The sequence below is a fragment of the Neptunomonas antarctica genome (genome assembly GCF_001305295.1).
Lineage (GTDB): Bacteria > Pseudomonadota > Gammaproteobacteria > Pseudomonadales > Balneatricaceae > Neptunomonas > Neptunomonas antarctica.
This window is the reverse complement of record NZ_LJSI01000053.1, coordinates 812957-833113: the sequence shown is the minus strand read 5'-3', so window position 1 is coordinate 833113 and position 20157 is coordinate 812957. Positions and strand designations below refer to the sequence as shown.

Here is a 20157-nt window from a genome sequence, read left to right as displayed (position 1 = left end):
CAATCATCTTCTCAATTATCAATTATCAATTATCAATTCACCAGTGTACGATACAGCTCTCGACCCTCTCCAAATATTCTGTCAAGCTTAACGTTAGCACACGATGCAATGAATCATCAGCTTTCAATCTTCCTGAGTCATAAAATGACTTTGCATAAAGGAAATTTGATATTAAATCATGTCTACCAAGATCATATAACACCCTATGCGTAGGAGATTGGTAACCGCTGCGATAAGGATGCTCCGATGTGTAAAGGTCAAAACCGAAAGCTTTAATTTCTGAAAATTCGAAATATGATAGATCGTGCAAAATCGCTTGAAATGCTTGAGGCACACCATTGAAAAAATAATCATTTCTATGTATTAATCTCGCATGATCTCGGACTGCTTGATATACTTGGTAATCATATTCGAAAGATCTGTATATTGAGAACAATTTTGTATTGTAAGGTCGGATAGTACGCTCTTGATGGAGCAATTTAGAATGGTAGGAGTTATAGTATGATATACATTTACCACTAGCTATAAACTCATTCGCGAGTGGATTACACCCATGCTCATTAGTCGTTATCAATAGATCATACTGCCTCAACTCTTCGACATCTAGCATTTTTGATGCTGCAGGGCCCAGTATAGCGATACGTTTCCCACTCACCATCTTTGCATATTTTTCATCTTTAATATTATTGGAAACATTTTTCTGATACCGAGAAAACCCTGCTTGAATTATTGGGTCAAGCTCAGATGACAAGCCACCCATTGTCGATTTTATTTTTTTTACATCCCAACCAAGTTCCATCATCGCACTCATTGCTCGATGATCTCGTTTTAAATCTCCCGGCACTTGTTCATGCTTCTGTATGGAGCGAGCAACAGCTTTAGATCTCAATACTGCGGACTCTGAAACCAAGCCGTTGGAAAAAAAGGAAAAATAAGCCTGTAACCATTGGTCAGTTGACAGGCTATCGCTATCAAGCCCTTGAATACTTCTCATACAGGGGCGCACGCCATCCAATTTGTATTTATTTAACAGGTCACCTACTAAAAATGATATTGAATCATCGGAGTGGTGTTCCGCGCACTCTATATCGTCAATATCATTACTAATTTTTTCATACCGTCTTTCACTTGAGGTTTTCCTAAAGCCGTCAAAATTTCTAACTACTTTTTCGGGCACCATTTTTTTCAGCCCTATCCTTAGTCGTGAGGTCACTCTGTTTTTCAAGATGAGGATAACTAAATTCCTCCAAAGAAAAACTATTTGTTCTATTCTGATTTTTTTTTGCATTAAAATCTCAAAAAATTGGCGCTGTAATATTTATATAGCATTCACGATTCATAAGGATATGATTTATTATTTAAGCTATATATATTCATTACAATCAAATACGATCTATTCATTCTAAGTACTAACTAATTTCAGCCAAGTTATTTATTGAAAGTACTTGATGTTCATCACAGTACTTCTTCCACTGCGAAAACTCAGTCCACTCATGGACAAAAATAAAATCTATATCTTCTTGCTTGGCAACCTTATGGTCAAGCTGACTATCTCCAAAAAATACTGCTGGATGTAAGAAGTTAACAGATTCCTTTTCACGTTTAACAATAAGACCCTTATCATCAGGGCTTCCGAAAATCCCTCCATCAAATAGCTGATATAAGTTTCGGGCCTCAAAGACTTCTCTCAGCTCTTTTTGATCTCCCCCAGACGCAACCATCCATAGGGTTGCTGGGTATTTTTTACGCAAAGCATGTAATCCAGATGCAACTTTGCATTTCATAAGACCATCTCTGACTAAATGAGCGTAAAGCTCTAATACACGTTCTTTTTCGAAATTTTCGATAGTAACTTTTAATATATCATTAAAGAAGTAGTCAATTTTTTTATACCGGGAAACACCCCCATTCTCTATATGATACTGGATAAACTTCTCGGCTGCCTGATCTCCATATGACTCAACAGCCTGGTAAAATGCTGCAGTCTTTAATCTATTCGAGTCAAGAAGCACACCATCACAGTCGAAGATGAAAGTATTATATTTTCGGAGATTCATCGTAGAAATATCGCCTCCTCTACTGCACTTATATCTTCCGGTATATCAACAGCAAGACTTCCCGAAGGTGTTTCAAACATCCTTATGCTTAGGTTCAATTCAAGATAGCGCAGTATTTCTATATCCTCACAACTCTCGAGGTAACTTTTACGACCGAACGCCCTATATTGAGCCAAATCGGAACGACTGAAACCATATATGCATACCTGCTTAGCGTATTTACCAGGGGCACTCTGCTTAGTTTTATGACCAGGAACAGGCAATCTTGACATATACACCATCATATCAGCTTCATTAACGACGACCTTAGGCACATTTACACTTGTAGGGTCTTCTTTATCATTCATCCAACAGTATCCACATACGATATCATAAGGATGATCTAGTTTGATTTGGATACATCGACGGATATCTTCAGGACGGACTATCGGCTCATCACCTTGCACATTTATAAACACGTCGTAATCCAGTTTTTGTGCTGCTTCGGCAACTCGATCTGTTCCCGTCAACGCTTCTGGATCAGTCATTATCGCATTAAATCCCGCTGAAATAACAACTTCAGCAATAAGCTCACTTTCTGTAGCCACATATACATGCTCTCTCCCGACAGCTTCTGCAGATAATTCTGCGACCCAAAGAATCATCGGACGTCCATGAATTTTAGCTAAAGGCTTACCAGGGAAACGACTTGAGGCATAACGGGCTGGAATAATTACGCAACTAGACATAATATATAAGTTACTCTTTAAATTTATTAATCAACAAGAATTGTTAACTAAGCACCGAATTGTCAGCGATTCCAACTCAAAATACTTATTCCTGTAGCCACAGGTGTAAAATAAGGAGAAAGTTGAGCATCATAAAGAATAGACACTTTTGACAACTATACCTCTGTGAATAGTCGGAGTAATAGATACACAAGGTTGACGAGTATTCATTACTTTAAAGCTCTGCAGAACCATATCTATTTCATCATTCCTAGCATCCCCTCGTGGGTACCCATCAAAACCTGCCAGAGAAATAGATTTAGCTTTTCCACTATAAGTAACTGCAAGAGCATATGCCATAACCAACGGACTAGGTGTAATACAATACTCTCGCCCAAATTTAAAGGTATCTGGTTCAACACCCACACCAAAATCCAACAAAACCTTTTCGGCAAAGGATGCCAAAAGATTCTTCGGTAACATTGAAGCGGGTGTTATCAACGGCTGACTTAGACAAAGATGGGCTTCTACATCTGAAAGCATTCGCACAGGGTGAGACGCAACTCTGAAATCAATAAGCTCACCAGCAATATCAGTCCTTGTATTCAGAGCAAGAACCAAGGGTTTCTGTCGATGCACGTAGCGCTCGATTGCTTCTCTGTGTTCAATAACAGACGGGCCCGCTCCAAGAATCAGCACATCACGGCCTTCGAGTAGCGAAGCGGCCTCCCATGTTCCCCTAGGCTCACCTTTGTAAAAACGACTAGCGATATCAAGCTCATCAATTGAGAATTTTTTCGCACCATTTTCGCGGAGATGGTCAATCACGGCAAGAATATCCTCATCATCATAGCGTGGATCGCTTAGCATCTCTTGGATATAGGTCGGATGTATACCGTACTTCCCTGAAAGATAATAGTAAATACTTGTCCCCCAGCCTTTTTTTTCCTTCATAGGCCCAAATGTACTGCTAATCAAGCTCAATAAGGGCAGCGAGTCCGAGGTCCTATTCAGCAGGCTATCCACTTCAACAACCATTTCTTCTGTTCGCGCATTACCAGGCCCACGCCCCATCCCTGCAATAGTCGAGTCAACCCAAGCAGCTCCTTCATCCAATGCCTTTAAAGCATTGGACATAGCTAGCCCTTGATTATTATGAGTATGTATTCCTATTAGACCCGGCCAACTTGAACTAAGAGCTCTGATCACGCGCGAAACATCACTGATCTGCATCCCTCCCAAACTGTCTGCAAAATAGAGTACATCCACAGGAAAAGCAGCAACTTCCTGACTTAGACTCTCAAGCTCCTGAACAGATCGGTCTGCCACTTGCATCAAATTAAACCCAACTTGATACCCTCGACATTTTAGCCAGCTAGCCGCCGGCAAAGCGGCTCTAAACTCATGAACATGACAAGCTATACGGACCAAATCAAGTGGTGTAGTACTTGCAAACTCAGGTATTAGGAGCTGCAACCTCTCTTCGCTTAAGGCACCGTCCATTATGATATCTGACGCATTTAGCATCACACCAACCGTAAGCCCAGAAGGAATTTCTAACGTTCGCAAAAACTCATCTGTTGTAAAGGCGCAAGCCCCCTTAAATCCTTCATTTCCCCAAAACCTGAATCCTAATTCAACAACATCCACTTTAGCCGCTTTCATCGCACGAAGGTAGCGCCCTATCAATTCACTCGAAAAGTCCCAGTTTGTATAATAACCACCATCACGAAGCGTACAATCGAGCATCTTAATGTTATTTTTTTTGATATTCATGATTACACCATAGCCTTAAACTGTGGGTCACTCTCTGATAGTTCATTAAAACTGCCCTGAGCCTTGACGTGCCCACCGGCCAGTATAACCACATTATCGCAATTACTAACTGTACTTAAGCGGTGAGCAATTATAATAATTGTCTTATTATTTTGGAATTTTTCTATTGCTTGCATGACAGCTTGTTCTGTAACGGTATCCAAGGCACTCGTTGCTTCATCAAAGACCATAACAGAGGGATCATGATAAAGAGCACGGGCGATACCAATTCTTTGGCGCTGCCCTCCTGACAAACGAACACCACGCTCACCAACTAAGGATTCATAACCTCCTGGAAGCTCTTGAGAAATAAAGTCATGCACCTGAGCCATCCGCGCACAGCGCTCTACCTGCGCCATATCGATTTCTTCTCGCGATAATCCGTAAGCAATATTTTGAGCTATACTAGTATCGGTCAAAAATATTTCCTGAGGGACATATCCAAGAGTTCGCTGCCAATCTCGAAGGTTATTCTCAGTCACTAGCTTACCATCAACCAGTATCGCTCCTTCCGATGGCCGAAGAAGCCCCAAAATAATATCGACTAGCGTGGTTTTACCAGATCCTGTACTTCCGACAATTCCAATAGAGCTACCGACCGGTATTTTTAAATTAATGCCCGATAATGTCATTTTTGTCGTCTCAGGATAACTAAAATCCACATTATCTAATTCAATATACTCTCGCGCATGATCAAAACCTGTAACATTTTGCTGATGAGAATCAGGCACTCCGATCGACAAATCCCGGCGTAAGTTTTCAACGGTAAGAGCTCCATATCTAAGATTTGCCATACCTAAATAAATTGCTGTAGTCGCAGGCTGGATACGATATGCAGCAAATGCATATAATCCAAGCAAAGGCAACACCTGCCCCAATGCACCACCTTGCCCACCTCCTTGCTGATGCAGCAAAGCTAATGTGAGTAGGATTACTCCTCCAAAGGCAATTGCCTCAATTAAGAATTTGGGGGCCTGAGTCAGCGTTTGATGCCCGGCATAAATTCGCGCAAACTGCCTTGACGCAGAAGAAAAACGGTCCATATAAAAAGGCTCACAACCGCGCAATTTGATACTTTTGATACCTCCAAAAGCTTCAGCCGCCATCAAAAACCGTTCGCTGTTGCTTTCTACGCGTAATTTACCTGTTCTTTCAAGATAACCACGAATTGCCAGGTACACAAAAAAGTAAAGCAAACCAAATGTCGCCGCTACAATTATGGCGAGTTTCGGATCAGCTATCACAAGTAGAGCAATCAGACTTACAAGCACAACTGAATAAGCCAGCATCATAATCACAGGGCGCAGAGTTTGATGTACAAACTGATCCACTTCTGATAATACAGTTTTTGACATCTCTCCACTATGACGACCAAGAAAAAAGGAGTAAGGCTGATACAGGTAAGTCTCAAGTAATCGAGAACCTATCGAGTCTCTACGCATCTCAATAAATCGATTAAGATAAAAGTGAGTAAAGGCCCGATATATAGAAGAGGTAATTATAATCAAAAACGCGCCAACACCAAGCGCCATGAGAAATTGATCTGCGCTATTAACACCAAAACTCTTCGACATATCGAACAATTCGCTTAACACAGGATTTATATTAATCATCTCTGGGTTCCCTAAAACAGCAAGAAATGGCATCACCGAAACCACGCCTATTGACTCAAGTAAAGCCATCCCAATAACCATCAATAAAACCCTTAGACCTTGACGCTTTTCATGATGAGTCAACAAATCAAGGATATTCCGAAAAGTTTTCATAAACCCTATAAACCTTATAAACTATTTTTATAGTAAAAATAAGTTCAAAAATAATGCATCACCCTCAAATGGGTTACATGCCACAGCTAATATTACTTGTTTCTACTAGAGTGCACATATATGCATCAGTTACCACTAGACACAACTATGCAAACATTATCCGTTGAACTAAGAATATCCTGTAAAACTACTGACATCACCGGCAGGAAAAATCTTCATAAACTACTTATCACCTTGCATAAAACTTACATACCAAGGCATCGCTTTAGTTATCCCTGCTTCGATATCGAATACTGGAGCATAACCCAGCAGACGTTGCGCTTTACTGATATCGGCCTGAGAATGGCGCACATCACCGGCACGAAAAGCGCGGTATACAGGTTCTTTATCGTAACGCACTTCATTATCGCCAAGGCTCTGTTTAATGGCGTTAAATAACTGATTCAGATCCGTTCGCCCACTCACAGCAACGTTATACACTTCACCTTTTGCTGCTTCACCGGAGGTAGCAGCCAATATATTCGCTTGCACGGCATTCTCAATAAAACAGAAGTCACGACTGGTTTCGCCATCACCATTAATGAAAACTTCCTCATTTTTGATCATGGCGGCGGTCCATTTAGGAATAACTGCCGCATAGGCTCCATCCGGATCTTGGCGTTTGCCAAAAATATTGAAGTAACGCAGTCCTATGGATTTAAAGCCATAGGTGCGCGCAAACACATCTGTATAGAGTTCGTTTACATATTTTGTAACAGCGTAAGGAGATAGTGGATTGCCAATAGTCTCTTCCACTTTGGGTAATGCCGGATGATCACCATAGGTGGAGCTACTCGCCGCATAGGTAAAACTTTTTACCTCTGCATCACGTGCTGCCACCAGCATATTCAGAAAGCCGCTGATATTTGTTTCATTGGTAGCGATAGGATCGTTAATCGAACGGGGCACAGAACCCAATGCTGCCTGGTGCAATACATAATCAACACCCGTACAGGCTGTATGGCAGTCTTGAAGCTGGCGAATATCGCCTTTAATAAACCTGAACCCTTTCCACTGCTCAGCCGTTACCTGTGATTGCACTTCATCTAAATTATGTTGAAAGCCGGTTGCAAAGTTATCCAGGCCGATAACACGTTGATTCAGTTTCAATAAATGCTCTAATAGGTTAGATCCGATAAAACCTGCAACACCTGTCACTAGCCAGGTTTTCGGGGTGGCCAGAAGCTCTGTTTTAATCTGTTCGTAACGAGTCATGTTTTTTCCTTAAAGACGAAGGTCAGTAGCTTCTGCAGGCAAAATGTATTTAAGATCGTAGAGTACATGCTCCGGCTTACCAAATGATCGAATGCCTTCTGCTCCCATCGCTTTAAACTGTTGGTGCGCTACCGCAATAATAACGGCATCGTAAGCACCCTGCTCCGGCGTTGATACCGGTGTGATACCATATTCGTGTTCAGCATCTGTCACATTGATCCAAGGGTCATGACAGTCAACATTAATACCGTAATCTGAAAGTTCATTGATGATATCGACCACTTTGGTATTACGCAGATCGGGGCAATCTTCTTTAAAGGTTAATCCCAATACCAGCACACGCGCACCATTTACCTGAATTCTTTTCTTCAGCATAGATTTAACTAACTGACTAACGACATATGCACCCATGCCATCATTCAGACGACGCCCTGCCAGAATAATTTCAGGCTGATAACCAACAGACTGTGCCTTATGAGTGAGGTAATAGGGATCTACGCCTATGCAATGACCACCGACCAAACCCGGACGGAAGGGTAAGAAGTTCCATTTCGTTCCGGCTGCTTTGAGTACTTCTTCTGTATCGATACCTAGCTTATTGAAAATAACCGCTAATTCGTTAATCAGACCGATATTGACATCACGTTGCGTATTTTCAATAACCTTGGCAGCCTCGGCCACTTTGATAGAGCTGGCTTTATAGGTGCCGGCAGTAATAATTGAGCGGTAAAGGCTATCGACAAAATCTGCTACGTCGGGTGTCGATCCGGAGGTCACTTTCAGGATAGTGGTAACACGGTGTTCTTTATCACCCGGATTGATACGCTCGGGGCTATATCCACAGAAAAAATCAACGTTGTATTTCAGACCAGATTCACGTTCTAAAACAGGAACGCAATCTTCTTCTGTCGCACCGGGATAAACGGTCGATTCATAAATAACAACATCACCCTGCTTCAAAGCTTTGCCGATGACGGCACTGGCTTTAAGCAAGGGCGTAAGATCAGGCTGCTTGTGTTCATTAATAGGCGTTGGCACCGTCACAATAAAAACATTACAACTTTTCAGCGCGTCAATTTCAGAGCTATATGTTAATAATGATGCTTCTGCGAGTTCTTCACTACTGACTTCAAGCGTACTATCAACACCGGCCTGTAACTCCTCCAGCCGGGCTTTATTGATGTCAAAACCTACCGTTGGATAATGCTTACCAAACTCAGCGGCGAGAGGTAGCCCGACATAACCTAAACCAAGAATTGCGATGCGAGTGTCTTGAATAGAAAAATCCATTAACGTGCCTACCGATTAAAAGCCAATAAAAAGAGAAGAAAGTTCATTAAAATCATTTATTCATATTTGCTACAGGTAAGAGTATATGCCATCTCCTCCTTGAGACAAAAGCGTAGACGAAAAACAGAGATTAGCCACTAATAGATACTACTCATTAAAAATTAATAGTTACCAATTTAGACAAAAAACCACAGCTCTTCAATCAGTAAAATGAAGGCAATTCTAGCATATGAGGATGGACTTGTACGATAAGCCCCTCACATTCACTACCATTTCCCCTACAATACTCTTTTCCGCCCCAATGAGCCCACATACCTATGCTACCACCTGAAACGGCACCTGCCCCCGAACACAATAAGCAGCCTTGGTTTACGTTACCGACCGTAACTAAACCTAAAACAGCGATCATCCTCGGTGCGGGCCTTTCAGGCTGCGCTATGGCCGAAGCACTGGCCCGGCGCGGAATTAGTGTGCAGTTGATTGATCGTTGTGATGCTATTTGTCAGGAGGCTTCCGGTAATCATCAGGGCGTTTTATACGCTAAGCTGCCTACGGCACCTACGCTGGCAGGTGAGTTTCATTTATGCGGTCTGGAATACACGCTGCGATTGTTAATGATTAAGGGCTGCATGGATGGCAAAATAGCTTCTCAATGCGGTGTCTTGCAACTCGCTACTTCCGCGAAGGAAGTGGCTCGTCAGAATACTTTAATAGCCAGCGAGCATTACCCGCATGAGGTGGTTTCGAGTGTATCGGCGGAGCAAGCCTCGATTATTGCCGGCACTGATATTCAACATCAGGCACTTTACTTGCCACGGGCTGGCTGGGTTCAGCCTAAAAGCTTTTGCGATACATTGATTAACCATCCCTATATTACGCTAACGCTGTCAACTACAGTCATCTCTATCGCTCAACAGAGCCCTACTCAACCGGGCGATTGTAGCTGGAGCGTGACCGACCAGAGCGACAATCAGCATAGCGCCGATATCTTGATCGTCGCGTCAGCCACACAGGCTAAAGAATTTAATTTACTCAGCCATTTACCGATTAAACCGATTCGCGGACAGGTATCCGTAACACCAACAGCGTCTGGCATGCCCGTTTTAAAAACGGTGATCTGTGGTGCAGGCTATATTTCACCCTCTCTGGATAACCGCTATAGTTTTGGTGCCACGTTTGATCTGCATGATCAATCGCCACAGCTACGGCATGTAGATCATGAAGCCAACCTTACTATGCTATCTAATGTTGTGCCTGATTTCGCCAATCAACTCCCACCCATTGATGAATGGACAGGCAAAGTTGGCTACCGTTGCTCGACACCTGATTACTTACCGATTGCTGGCCCCGCACCTATCGTTCATCAATATATGGACCACTATGCTAAATTACAGCATGATAGAAAATGGAAGTTTGCTAACAGCCCGGCGCCGTTACATAGTGGCCTTTATGTGAATGTCGGTCATGGCTCGAAAGGACTGATTACAGCGCCATTGGCAGCGGAGTATTTGGCTGCATCGATATGCGGAGAACCGTTACCTTTTTCCCGCAAGATTAGCTATGCATTGCACCCTGCACGTTTTATTATTAAATCGCTGGTCCGAAGCAACAACCATAATGAATCTCAAGGAGTAAAGTAATCAGCCGCTATTCAATTAACACTTGAGGAAAATATACTGATGTCGTTAATTATTATAGATCATGGTAACCGGATCGAAACACCGATTAGCTCTCTGTTTCCGGCACGCGGAGTAGATGCGACTACGCAACCCAAGGCACTACACGACAGTTCAGGGACTGAAAAGCGCTTGCATGCGGATGGCGAAAGTTTTACTGATTTCCTTAAAGGGGAAACAACAGCCAACAGCCCTAAACAACAGACGCCCAACACCTACAGCGCCATTAATCCCGATAAACCTAAATCACACAGCGTAAAACTCAAGGCCGCACAAATTATGACATGGCCGGTGCATACGATTGCCCGTGAAGTCACATTCAAAGCCGCCTGGATACGGATGCAGGAGCTACATATCAGCCATTTAATGGTGACAGGGGCCAACGATGATCCGGTAGGAATCATTTCACATATTGATATTATTGAGCACGGCAAAGAATCAACTGTCAGCATTGCCAACTTTTATACTCGACAATTGATTGCCGCTTCACCCGACACCGATATTTCGGTTATTTCATCCAGCTTTATTGATTATAAAATCAATGCGATGCCAGTATTCGATGAGGAAAGCCAGTTATTAGGAATAATTTGCCGGTCGGATCTACTGCGGTTATTAATCAGCGGACCTCACATTGAAAGCTGGGCCTGAACCGTTAGCCGATAAGCTTAGCGTTGTAAGCGCTCTCGTAGCACAAGATTAGCTTCGCCCGTGGCTTCGCTAAATAATATGACGATTTCTTTACTTGTCAATTTACGTTTTATCTGTTCTACGCGCTGCGCGAGGGGCGTTTCCTCAAAACCGTAATCGGTTCCGTCACGAGTAACAAACTCTTCTATCATGCCCTCAAGCGCTTCATCAGAGACAGCTTCTACCGGTACAATCATTCTACTAAGACCCCATAAGATGTAAGCAATTGTATAAAGGCGTTTTCATCCAGCACACTGACCCCTAACGATTCAGCTTTCGCTAGCTTACTTCCCGCCCCTGGACCGGCGACCACACAATCCGTTTTTTTAGACACACTACCCGATACCTTGGCACCCAGTGATTGTAATTTCTCCTTGCCTTCGTCCCGACTCATACGCTCAAGCGTGCCGGTCAGTACATAGACTTTACCGCTCAGCGGTAAGTCTTCCTCCGGCGCTGGTGTATGTTCTGGCCAATTGACGCCTACTTGGCGTAAGGCATCAACCACCTCAAGATTATGCGTTTGCTGAAAGAAGGTTTTTATATGCCGGGCAACAATGTCGCCTACATCGGACACACCCAATAGTTGCTCTTCACTGGCCTGAATCACGCCATCCAGATTACCAAACGCATTAGCTAAATTACGCGCGGTTGCCTCTCCCACCTCACGAATACCCAGGGCATAAATAAAACGCGCCAAGCTTGTTGATTTACATTTTTCAATGGCGGCCAGTACATTCAAGGCAGACTTCGGCCCCATACGCTCCAGCCCAGCGATATCTTCATGTTTTAGATGGTAAATATCAGCAATTGAATTCAAAAGATCTTTATCCACCAGCGCATCGATAAGCTTTACCCCTAAGCCCTCAATATCCATTGCCTTGCGTGAAGCATAATGGCGCAAGGCCTCCTTACGCTGCGCTGAGCAACTGAGCCCACCACTGCATCGGGCAATCGCTTCACCTTCAATACGCTCCACATCGGAACCGCATACCGGGCAGACTTCTGGAAATATCACATCAACAGCATCCGCAGGACGCTGATCAACGACCACGCTGACGACTTTAGGAATCACTTCGCCGGCACGCCGTATAATCACCCAGTCTTTGACTTTTACGCCTAAGCGTGTGATTTCATCCATGTTATGCAGGGTGGCATTACTGACGGTCACCCCACCCACAAAGACAGGCTTTAAGCGCGCTACTGGCGTGATGGCGCCGGTGCGACCTACCTGAAATTCAATATTTTCTACTTGAGTCATCTCTTCCTGCGCAGGAAATTTATGAGCAATAGCCCAACGAGGATAACGTGAAACAAATCCTAAACGCTGCTGAAGTGAGTACTCATTAACCTTGAAGACAAGACCATCTATCTCATATGGCAAACCGTTTCTGAGCTCCGCCATCCGATGATAGTAATCCAGACAGCCTTCTGTTCCTTCGACCTGCTCCAGATATCGGCTCATTTTAAAACCCCAGCGATTAAGCTGCTGCATGGTTTCCACATGCGTTGCTGGCATCTCTCCTCCGGAAAATACGCCAATACCATAGCAACACATCTCTAACGGACGTGTTGCTGTAATCCTCGCATCCAGTTGACGTAAGCTTCCGGCTGCCGCATTACGAGGATTAACGAAGACCTTATCTGCATTTTTTTGTGCTCGCTCATTCAACGAAGCAAAACCGGCTTTTGGCATATAGATCTCGCCACGCACTTCCAGGCGATCAGGAATACCATCCCCTAAGAGTTTAAGCGGTATGGAAGGAATGGTTCTGACATTGTGTGTGATGTTCTCACCGGTGGTTCCATCGCCACGGGTTGCTCCACGAATAAGAACGCCGTTTTCGTAGAGCAGACTCACAGCTATACCATCTAATTTTGGCTCACAGGCATAGTCAATGTTACGCGAGTCATCACCCAGACGTTCACGCACACGGCGATCAAAGTCTCGAAGATCTTCTTCTGAGAACGCATTATCTAACGATAACATCGGCATTTCATGCTGTACTTCAGTAAATCCACTGATAGGTTTACTGCCGACACGCTGTGTCGGAGAGTCCGGCGTTATCAGTTCCGGATGCTGTTGCTCGAATTGCTTTAGTCGTTGAAATAATCGGTCGAATTCAGCATCAGGGACGACGGGCTCATCCTGCACATAATAACGATAGTTATGTTGATCAATAACAGCACGCAGCTGCTGAATTTCCTGAAGCAGAGAACTGTTTAAAGAGGTATTTAAAGGCATATAAGGTAATTATTCAGGCTATATATTAGAAATTGGCTGACACGGCAGCTTGCTTTACAACACAAAAATTTGCAGCAAGAGCTGCGATACTGAATCTTAATGTTGGGCTTATAAAACGCAGACCCTAAAGGCCTCGGGTGGACTAGTTTAAGACTAGCCCCGACGATGCCTATTATGTAATTCGAATTCACGGATACGTTCCCGATAATGGGCCTTCGTCTGAGGCCGCATAACCGAACGGTTTTCATCCAGCAAATCACCACCTACATGCTTAGATACTGTTTCAGCCGTTGCAAGCATGCACTCGAACGCATTCTTCGCATCAGCCGGTTCACCCATCGACATAAAGAAGCTGACACCCGGCGTTGTCATTCCAGACATATGCTCAAGATCAAACGTACCCGGATTCACTGCATTGGCCATGCTAAACTGTACTGCACCTTTATCTATTCCCTCCTCGAAACGATGGAATAGATTCATATCACCAAACCGCATGCCACAGGCCAAGACAACTTGCAGTAATGTTTGCCCCTCCAACGGTGCATCTTTACCGACTACCGTGATAACCAGCACTTCTTCAGGCTCTGGCGCTTGCTCTCTTGCTTTTCGGTCACTTCTTGCGTGTGCTAGTTTTTTGTCATCAAAAAGAGAATCCTGCCCAGGTTCGTCGATTAGCTCTTCTTCGGATAAGGCTTCATCTATAAATACAGCTTCATCCGTTTCAGAAGAGTCTGTATCACGACGATAACTATCAGAAGATTCGGGAGCAGTCGCCGTGGAAGGATGTCCTTTATCTGTGGTTGAAGAGGTAGACTCTTCCTCCTGTGGCAGCGGGTCTTCATTCCAGCCAGTTTTTTCAGACGCCTGGCGCATCAATACTGTAATCGGTTGTTCCAAATCAAGAAATTCTGACTGCCCTGCTTTCTTCTGAGCTATTGAAGCTCTTTTCTGAACGGCTGAAGCTCTTTCCTGATCTGTAGCTATTTTTTCCTGAACTGCAGATATCGACTCTGAACGTTGTGTTATCGATGCTGTTTTTAAATCAGCTCTATTGAATTCACTCTGGTCCACTTGAGCCGTATCATTTGCAAACACATCATTTCTTGACAGATCGGTGCTGGATTTTCTGGCAGGAGAGAGTATTTCAGGAATATCATCAAATAACGGATCCAGTTCTTCATCCTCACTGAAATAACCAGCTTCACGCCTATCTGATTTCGAAGACGACGACGCCTGAGAGGGACGTAACTGTTCTTCTGCTTCACGCTTTTCGCTGGCAGGTGCTCTATATTCTGGTCCATATTCGGATTCATATCCGGGCTCATTGCGCTTGAGCTCAGCATCGGCTTTTTTAGTATGTTCCGGCTCAACGTATTCGGCAAGATGATCAAAACCAGGATCTATACGTTCATGAGAACGCGATGGATCAGCGGCGGGATCGACATAAAACAAACCTGTCTTTATATCCCGAAGCATTCTGGCGCCGCCGTTGGGCAATTCTGAATTGTGATCATTTTCTTCTGAGTCAACAAAATTTGAATCAATATCTATTTTCAGGGTGTTGCGCTGCCCTTTCATACGGCGCCAACCGTCGAAAACAATCAGGCCTATCACTAAAAGGCCCCCAATTATTAACCATTCTCTTAAGCCGATATCCATGGTTTAAATATTTGCCTCGAATAACATTAAGGTATTAATGACACTTAGCACTATAGTATTACAACTATAGAACTTACAACTACAGTGCTTACTATAAACCCAACAGCACTACTGAACAATCTGATCGATAGACAGCATTACGGCTTCTGACGAATCTTTGACTGAAACCAACACCGTTGCCGATTGTAAATCGCCGACGGTTGCCTGCGGCTGTCCCGTGAACGAAATCCGGGCACCAATCTCCACCTCAGATTGTAGTGACAATTTTGCTTGTGGCGTCATAGCCAAACTGTCATCCAACGTGATCATTTTTGGCAACTCAGCTACCGTCAAACGTACAGCAGCAACCGGCATCCTGCCGCCGACGGGTTTCGCAAATACAAACACGGTTTGATCTGGCGTAACCTTATCAAGCAACTGTGGAGCAATACTGACTTGCAACTGAATCGATGCGTTCACTAATTCAGGTACGTCGGGTATTGGTTTACCCTCTGTAGCGAGTTGTTCTAATGCTCGCTGGATACCAGACTTTATAGACTCGGCAGCAGCGGGTTCAGCATTGACTAGCGCTTTACGCCAGTAAGCTATTGCATCCTCCAATCGGCTTTGTTCAAAAGCATCAATACCCAGTAATCCCAGCGCGGTGACTTCTAATGGCTCTCGATCCAGCGTTCGCTGAATTTGTTGCCTTACTTCTTCATCCATTTTGCCGCCTTTTGCAAAATAGAGCCCTTGCGCATACTGCCCCATCACACCCACATACTGAGGAGCATCCTCAGGCAATAATTCCAACACACGTTTAAAACCAGATACGCCTTTTTCAAATTCACCTACATTCATATAGGTGGTTGCCAGGATATACCACCCTTCGGCATTATCTGGATTCTTTTCCAGTTCACTTACCAGCATCTGCAATGCTTCTTCTACCGTTGGCTGCTCACCGCTGGCAAACTGTACTTGTTCAGGCCCCTCTAGTGCCACCTGCAACTGTTGGGCGCTGCCATACTGAAAATACAATCCGAATGAGATCACAGGAATCAGCAACGCCATTAATGTAACCGCCACTAGCTGCCTGGAACCAACCTGCATGGGTAAAACTGTTTTTTCATCGTCACTCGCATCTTCAAGCAGGTTCTTTTCAAGCTCCAGCTTTAGCTCGTTGTAATCGTGATCCTGTAGATTACCGGCGACTCGTTCAACATCAAGTTCAGCTAAACGCTCTTCAAATATTTCGATATTCTTATGGGTTCGGCCCACCGTTTCAGCATTCTTCTGTGCTCTGTTCGCCTTAATAAAAGGGATAAATACAAAAGACAGCGCCAACACTGTTAGCAGAGCTATACCTAACCACAATTGAATCATTTAACATTTCCCTTATTCAGCAATCTCGCCAAGCGCGTTTTTTCATTTTCATTTAACGAATCATCCGGAGTGTTATTAGTACGCTTACGTTTGCGGGTAATTAGTAAAATAACCACAGCACCCACAGCCAATAACACAAAAGGCCCGTACCATAAGATCCAGGTGCTTTCGTTCACTTTCGGGCGATATAAGACAAATTCACCGTAGCGGGACACCATAAAATCGGTGATCTCTTCATCCTGCTGACCGGCTTCAACCATACGATACACTTCACGGCGAAGGTCAGTGGCGATCGGCGAGTTGGAGTCAGCCAAATTCTGATTCTGACACTTAGGGCAGCGCAGTTCAGTGGTGAGTTGCTGAAAACGTTCGCGGTTAGCATCGTCTTTAAACTCGTAGGCATCAATCGCGGCATTAACCCCCATTGACACGAACACTAATAATAGCGCAATTATGGATTTCATCATTACCCCTGAGAATCTGCAGAAACCTGTTGCAGAATCTTTCTTAATTCGGCCCATACTTTTTCATTGACCGCGCCCACATGCTTATAACGAATCACGCCCTGTGCATCCAGCACGTAGGTTTCCGGTGCCCCGTAGACACCTAGATCCAGACCTAAGGTTCCGTCCTTATCAAACACATTCAAGACATAAGGGTTCCTATAGCGGCGTAACCACTCTGTTGCGGCGGCGCGTTCGTCTTTGTAATTAATGCCGTATATCACGACATTTTCTTCACGGGCAATTTTATTCAACTGCGCGTGTTCCTGTTTACAGGTAGGACACCAGGTCGCCCAGACGTTCAGCAACGCGGGCTCTCCCTTAAGATCGTCCTGAGTAATAGCGCGCGCATCATCCTGCAACGCGGGCAAACTAAAGTCTGGCACTGGTTTGTCGATTAATGCTGAGGGCAAATCAGTGGGATTCAGCTTTAAGCCTTGCCAAAACAAGGCACCGATCACAAGGAAGATGATAAGCGGGATAAAAAGAAAGAAGCGACGCATATTGATACCCATTAAACCGTCACACTTTCAGAAGAAAGCTGTTTATTCAGACCAGATTGACGCGCGCGCTGCTTACGATAACGCGGATCACTCGCCGCTAACACGCCACCCAATGCCATTAACAAACCACCTAACCAGATCCAGCGTACAAAAGGCTTATACTGCACCCGGATAGCCCAGGCACCGTCTGCTAACGGCTCACCCATCGCCACATACAGATCAGCAAACAAGCCAGGATCGATATCAGCTTCCGTCATAACACTGCCCCGCGCCGTGTACAGACGTTTTTCAGGATGCATAACGGTGTAAGGCTTGCCATCTTTCAGGACGGTCAGTATGCCTCGGTCAGCCGTGTAATTCGGCCCCTGGATATGCTTTGAGCCTTCAAACACAAAGGTGAAATTCTCAAATACCAGGGTATCACCCGGCATCATACGCAGGTCCCGTTCTTCGTTATAGATTGAGACCAGTGATACACCGGTGATAGACACAGCAACACCCACATGCGCAATCATCATGGCAATATGGCTGCGCGAAAGACCTTTTAAACCGGCCGACAAGGTCCGCTTGTTTTTAACTTTATTGAGTACATCACGCAACACGGCGAGCACCACCCAGAAGGCTAACACCATACCTAACGCCGTTTTAAACTCGAAAGCACCTGCATAGATAAGCGGAAAAACCGAACCCAAAGCGACGGCGATGACAGCCGGAATACCTAACTGTTTTAGCAGGTAATGAGGGTCTGTTTTTTTCCAGCGAGTGACAGAGCCAATACCCATAAACACCACCATAATCGCAATAAGCGGTACGAACAGCGCATTAAAGTAAGGAGGACCCACCGAAATTTTTCCCAGCGACATGGCATCAATAATTAAGGGATACAGAGTTCCCAATAACACCATCAGGCAGACGATCACTAAAAGAATATTATTAATTAATAAGAAGCTTTCCCGTGATACCAGTTCAAACGATGATTCGCTTTTAACATGGGCCGCCTTGATGGCATACAGGAGAAAAGAGCCGCCGATCGTGATCGCTAAGAGCGCGAGTATAAAATAACCCCGTTCCGGATCCGTAGCGAACGCATGAACAGAGGTTAACACCCCGGAACGTACCAAAAAGGTTCCCAACAAACTAAGCGAGAAGGCAAAGATAGCCAACAAAACTGTCCAGCTTTTGAAAACACCGCGTTTTTCCGTCGCTGCCAAACTATGTACCAGTGCGGTACCCACTAGCCATGGCATAAACGATGCGTTTTCAACAGGGTCCCAGAACCACCAACCGCCCCAGCCAAGCTCATAATAAGCCCACCAACTACCCAGTACGATACCGAATGTCAGAAAAGCCCAGGCAACGTTTGTCCAAGGACGAGACCAGCGTGCCCATGCAGAATCCAGTCGACCGCTCATTAGCGCCGCAATAGCGAAAGCAAAGGCAACCGAAAAGCCAACATATCCCATGTAGAGCATAGGAGGATGAATAATCAGCCCTATATCCTGCAACAAGGGATTAAGGTCGCCACCTTCTAACGGGGTATTCGTCAGCAAGCGTGTAAAAGGACTCGATGTCATCAGCGTAAACATGGTGAAACCCACACTAATCATGCCCATCACAGATAAAACACGCGCAACAATATCCAGCGGTAATTCTTTACTTTTCACAGCAACAGCGCAGGTCCAGCAACTCAGAATAAACACCCACAGCAGCAAGGACCCTTCATGGCCGCCCCAGATAGCACTGAATTTATAATACACAGGCAAGGCTGTATTTGAATTGCCGGCGACATAAGACACCGAAAAATCATCCGTCATGAAGGCATAACCAAGACACAACATACTAATCAGCAAAAACAGAAACAGTCCCTTAGACAGCGGTCTGGCATAGCTCATCCAAAGCCTGTTGCCTGTATAGGCACCAGCCAAAGGAACAATGGCTAAAAGAGCCGAAAGTGTGAGCGCCAGTATCAGCGAATATTGACCAAGTTCAGGAATCATTTATTAAAGGCCTCTTTAGGTGTTACTGGCATTTTTCCTGCCTTTTCGAGCGCATAAGCGACTTCTGGTGGCATATAGTTTTCATCATGTTTTGCCAACACTTCTACCGCTTGAAAAACACCACTCGCGTCCATAGAACCTTGTGCAACGATGCCCTGGCCTTCACGAAAAAGGTCAGGCAAGATTCCGGTATATTCAACCGTAACCGACTCAGCATAATCCGTTATATCAAACTGAACATGCAGACTTTGCTGATCACGTACGACGCTACCTTCTACCACCATCCCGCCAGCACGAATACGGGTATTCTCGGGCGCTTCCCCCTTAGCCATCTGCTGAGGTGAATAAAAGAGGTTAATGTTCTGATTCAGAGCATAGAGCGCTAAACTCACCGCGACACCCACACCAAAAACAAGAAAAAGTACGAGGATAAGCCTCTTTTTTCGTTTCGGATTCATTGAGTTTTATTCTCCCTGCGCATACGACGAGCCAGATTTTTTATCAGCTCTTTACGTGTAAATAGTGGTAAGACAATATTGCCAATGATAATCGCAATACCAAGCCCATATGACACCCAGACATAAAGCCCATGTCCATTCATATCGATGAATTCAGAAATCGTTTCAAACTGCACAA

At 44.5% G+C, this 20157-nt stretch carries 18 protein-coding genes; 2 read left to right on the top strand and 16 right to left on the bottom strand.

The window, feature by feature from the left end:
* Positions 1 to 37: 37 nt before the first annotated feature.
* From Nant_RS18580 to tviB, 7 genes are all read right to left on the bottom strand, one after another.
* A complete protein-coding gene (locus tag Nant_RS18580) occupies positions 38 to 1288 on the bottom strand; it encodes a hypothetical protein (protein ID WP_054343109.1) in 1251 nt (416 codons plus the stop codon).
* 121 nt (positions 1289 to 1409) lie between these two features.
* A complete protein-coding gene (locus tag Nant_RS18575) occupies positions 1410 to 2057 on the bottom strand; it encodes an HAD family hydrolase (RefSeq protein WP_054343108.1) in 648 nt (215 codons plus the stop codon).
* Positions 2054 to 2785, bottom strand: coding sequence for a 3-deoxy-manno-octulosonate cytidylyltransferase (locus Nant_RS18570; protein WP_054343107.1), 732 nt, complete (start codon positions 2783 to 2785; stop codon positions 2054 to 2056). The genes Nant_RS18575 and Nant_RS18570 overlap by 4 nt, the downstream gene beginning before the upstream one ends.
* Before the next feature lie 129 nt (positions 2786 to 2914).
* Positions 2915 to 4540, bottom strand: coding sequence for an aldolase catalytic domain-containing protein (locus Nant_RS18565; protein ID WP_179078904.1), 1626 nt, complete (start codon positions 4538 to 4540; stop codon positions 2915 to 2917).
* A 2-nt stretch (positions 4541 to 4542) separates the two neighbouring features.
* Positions 4543 to 6345 carry an ABC transporter ATP-binding protein gene (locus Nant_RS18560; RefSeq protein ID WP_054343106.1) on the bottom strand — a complete coding sequence of 601 codons (1803 nt, stop codon included), beginning with the start codon at positions 6343 to 6345 and terminating at the stop codon, positions 4543 to 4545.
* 222 nt (positions 6346 to 6567) lie between these two features.
* Positions 6568 to 7599, bottom strand: coding sequence for an NAD-dependent epimerase/dehydratase family protein (locus Nant_RS18555; protein ID WP_054343105.1), 1032 nt, complete (start codon positions 7597 to 7599; stop codon positions 6568 to 6570).
* Positions 7600 to 7608: 9 nt separating this feature from the next.
* Complete coding sequence (gene tviB / locus Nant_RS18550; protein WP_054343104.1) at positions 7609 to 8889, bottom strand: Vi polysaccharide biosynthesis UDP-N-acetylglucosamine C-6 dehydrogenase TviB; 1281 nt, start codon at positions 8887 to 8889, stop codon at positions 7609 to 7611.
* A 317-nt stretch (positions 8890 to 9206) separates the two neighbouring features.
* On the opposite strand from tviB, the gene mnmC1 reads away from it, so the two are divergent.
* Positions 9207 to 10529 (top strand): FAD-dependent 5-carboxymethylaminomethyl-2-thiouridine(34) oxidoreductase MnmC1, encoded by a 1323-nt coding sequence (mnmC1, locus tag Nant_RS18545; RefSeq protein ID WP_054343103.1) that lies wholly within the window; start codon positions 9207 to 9209, stop codon positions 10527 to 10529.
* 39 nt (positions 10530 to 10568) lie between these two features.
* Positions 10569 to 11213: a CBS domain-containing protein gene (locus tag Nant_RS18540; protein ID WP_054343102.1), complete on the top strand. Its 645-nt coding sequence runs from the start codon at positions 10569 to 10571 to the stop codon at positions 11211 to 11213.
* A 17-nt stretch (positions 11214 to 11230) separates the two neighbouring features.
* On the opposite strand, the gene Nant_RS18535 is transcribed toward Nant_RS18540, so the two are convergent.
* The 9 genes from Nant_RS18535 to ccmD all read right to left on the bottom strand — a co-directional run bounded on the left by Nant_RS18535 (position 11231) and on the right by ccmD (position 20155).
* Complete coding sequence (locus tag Nant_RS18535; protein ID WP_054343101.1) at positions 11231 to 11449, bottom strand: YheU family protein; 219 nt, start codon at positions 11447 to 11449, stop codon at positions 11231 to 11233.
* Positions 11446 to 13497, bottom strand: a complete 2052-nt coding sequence (gene ligA, locus Nant_RS18530; protein ID WP_054343100.1) for an NAD-dependent DNA ligase LigA — start codon at positions 13495 to 13497, stop codon at positions 11446 to 11448. The genes Nant_RS18535 and ligA overlap by 4 nt, the downstream gene beginning before the upstream one ends.
* Before the next feature lie 153 nt (positions 13498 to 13650).
* On the bottom strand, positions 13651 to 15156 hold the full coding sequence (gene zipA / locus Nant_RS18525; protein WP_054343099.1) for a cell division protein ZipA: 1506 nt from the start codon (positions 15154 to 15156) through the stop codon (positions 13651 to 13653).
* A 108-nt stretch (positions 15157 to 15264) separates the two neighbouring features.
* Entirely contained in the window at positions 15265 to 16518 is a 1254-nt protein-coding gene (ccmI, locus tag Nant_RS18520; protein WP_054343098.1) for a c-type cytochrome biogenesis protein CcmI, read from the bottom strand.
* A complete protein-coding gene (locus Nant_RS18515; RefSeq protein ID WP_202905037.1) occupies positions 16515 to 16982 on the bottom strand; it encodes a cytochrome c-type biogenesis protein in 468 nt (155 codons plus the stop codon). The genes ccmI and Nant_RS18515 overlap by 4 nt, the downstream gene beginning before the upstream one ends.
* 2 nt (positions 16983 to 16984) lie before the next feature.
* Positions 16985 to 17536 (bottom strand): DsbE family thiol:disulfide interchange protein, encoded by a 552-nt coding sequence (locus tag Nant_RS18510; protein ID WP_274378339.1) that lies wholly within the window; start codon positions 17534 to 17536, stop codon positions 16985 to 16987.
* Positions 17536 to 19521 (bottom strand): heme lyase CcmF/NrfE family subunit, encoded by a 1986-nt coding sequence (locus Nant_RS18505; protein ID WP_054343096.1) that lies wholly within the window; start codon positions 19519 to 19521, stop codon positions 17536 to 17538. The genes Nant_RS18510 and Nant_RS18505 overlap by 1 nt, the downstream gene beginning before the upstream one ends.
* Positions 19518 to 19979: a cytochrome c maturation protein CcmE gene (ccmE, locus tag Nant_RS18500; protein WP_054343095.1), complete on the bottom strand. Its 462-nt coding sequence runs from the start codon at positions 19977 to 19979 to the stop codon at positions 19518 to 19520. Before ccmE ends, Nant_RS18505 begins: the two co-directional genes overlap by 4 nt.
* Positions 19976 to 20155 (bottom strand): heme exporter protein CcmD, encoded by a 180-nt coding sequence (ccmD, locus tag Nant_RS18495; protein WP_054343094.1) that lies wholly within the window; start codon positions 20153 to 20155, stop codon positions 19976 to 19978. Before ccmD ends, ccmE begins: the two co-directional genes overlap by 4 nt.
* Positions 20156 to 20157: the final 2 nt, after the last annotated feature.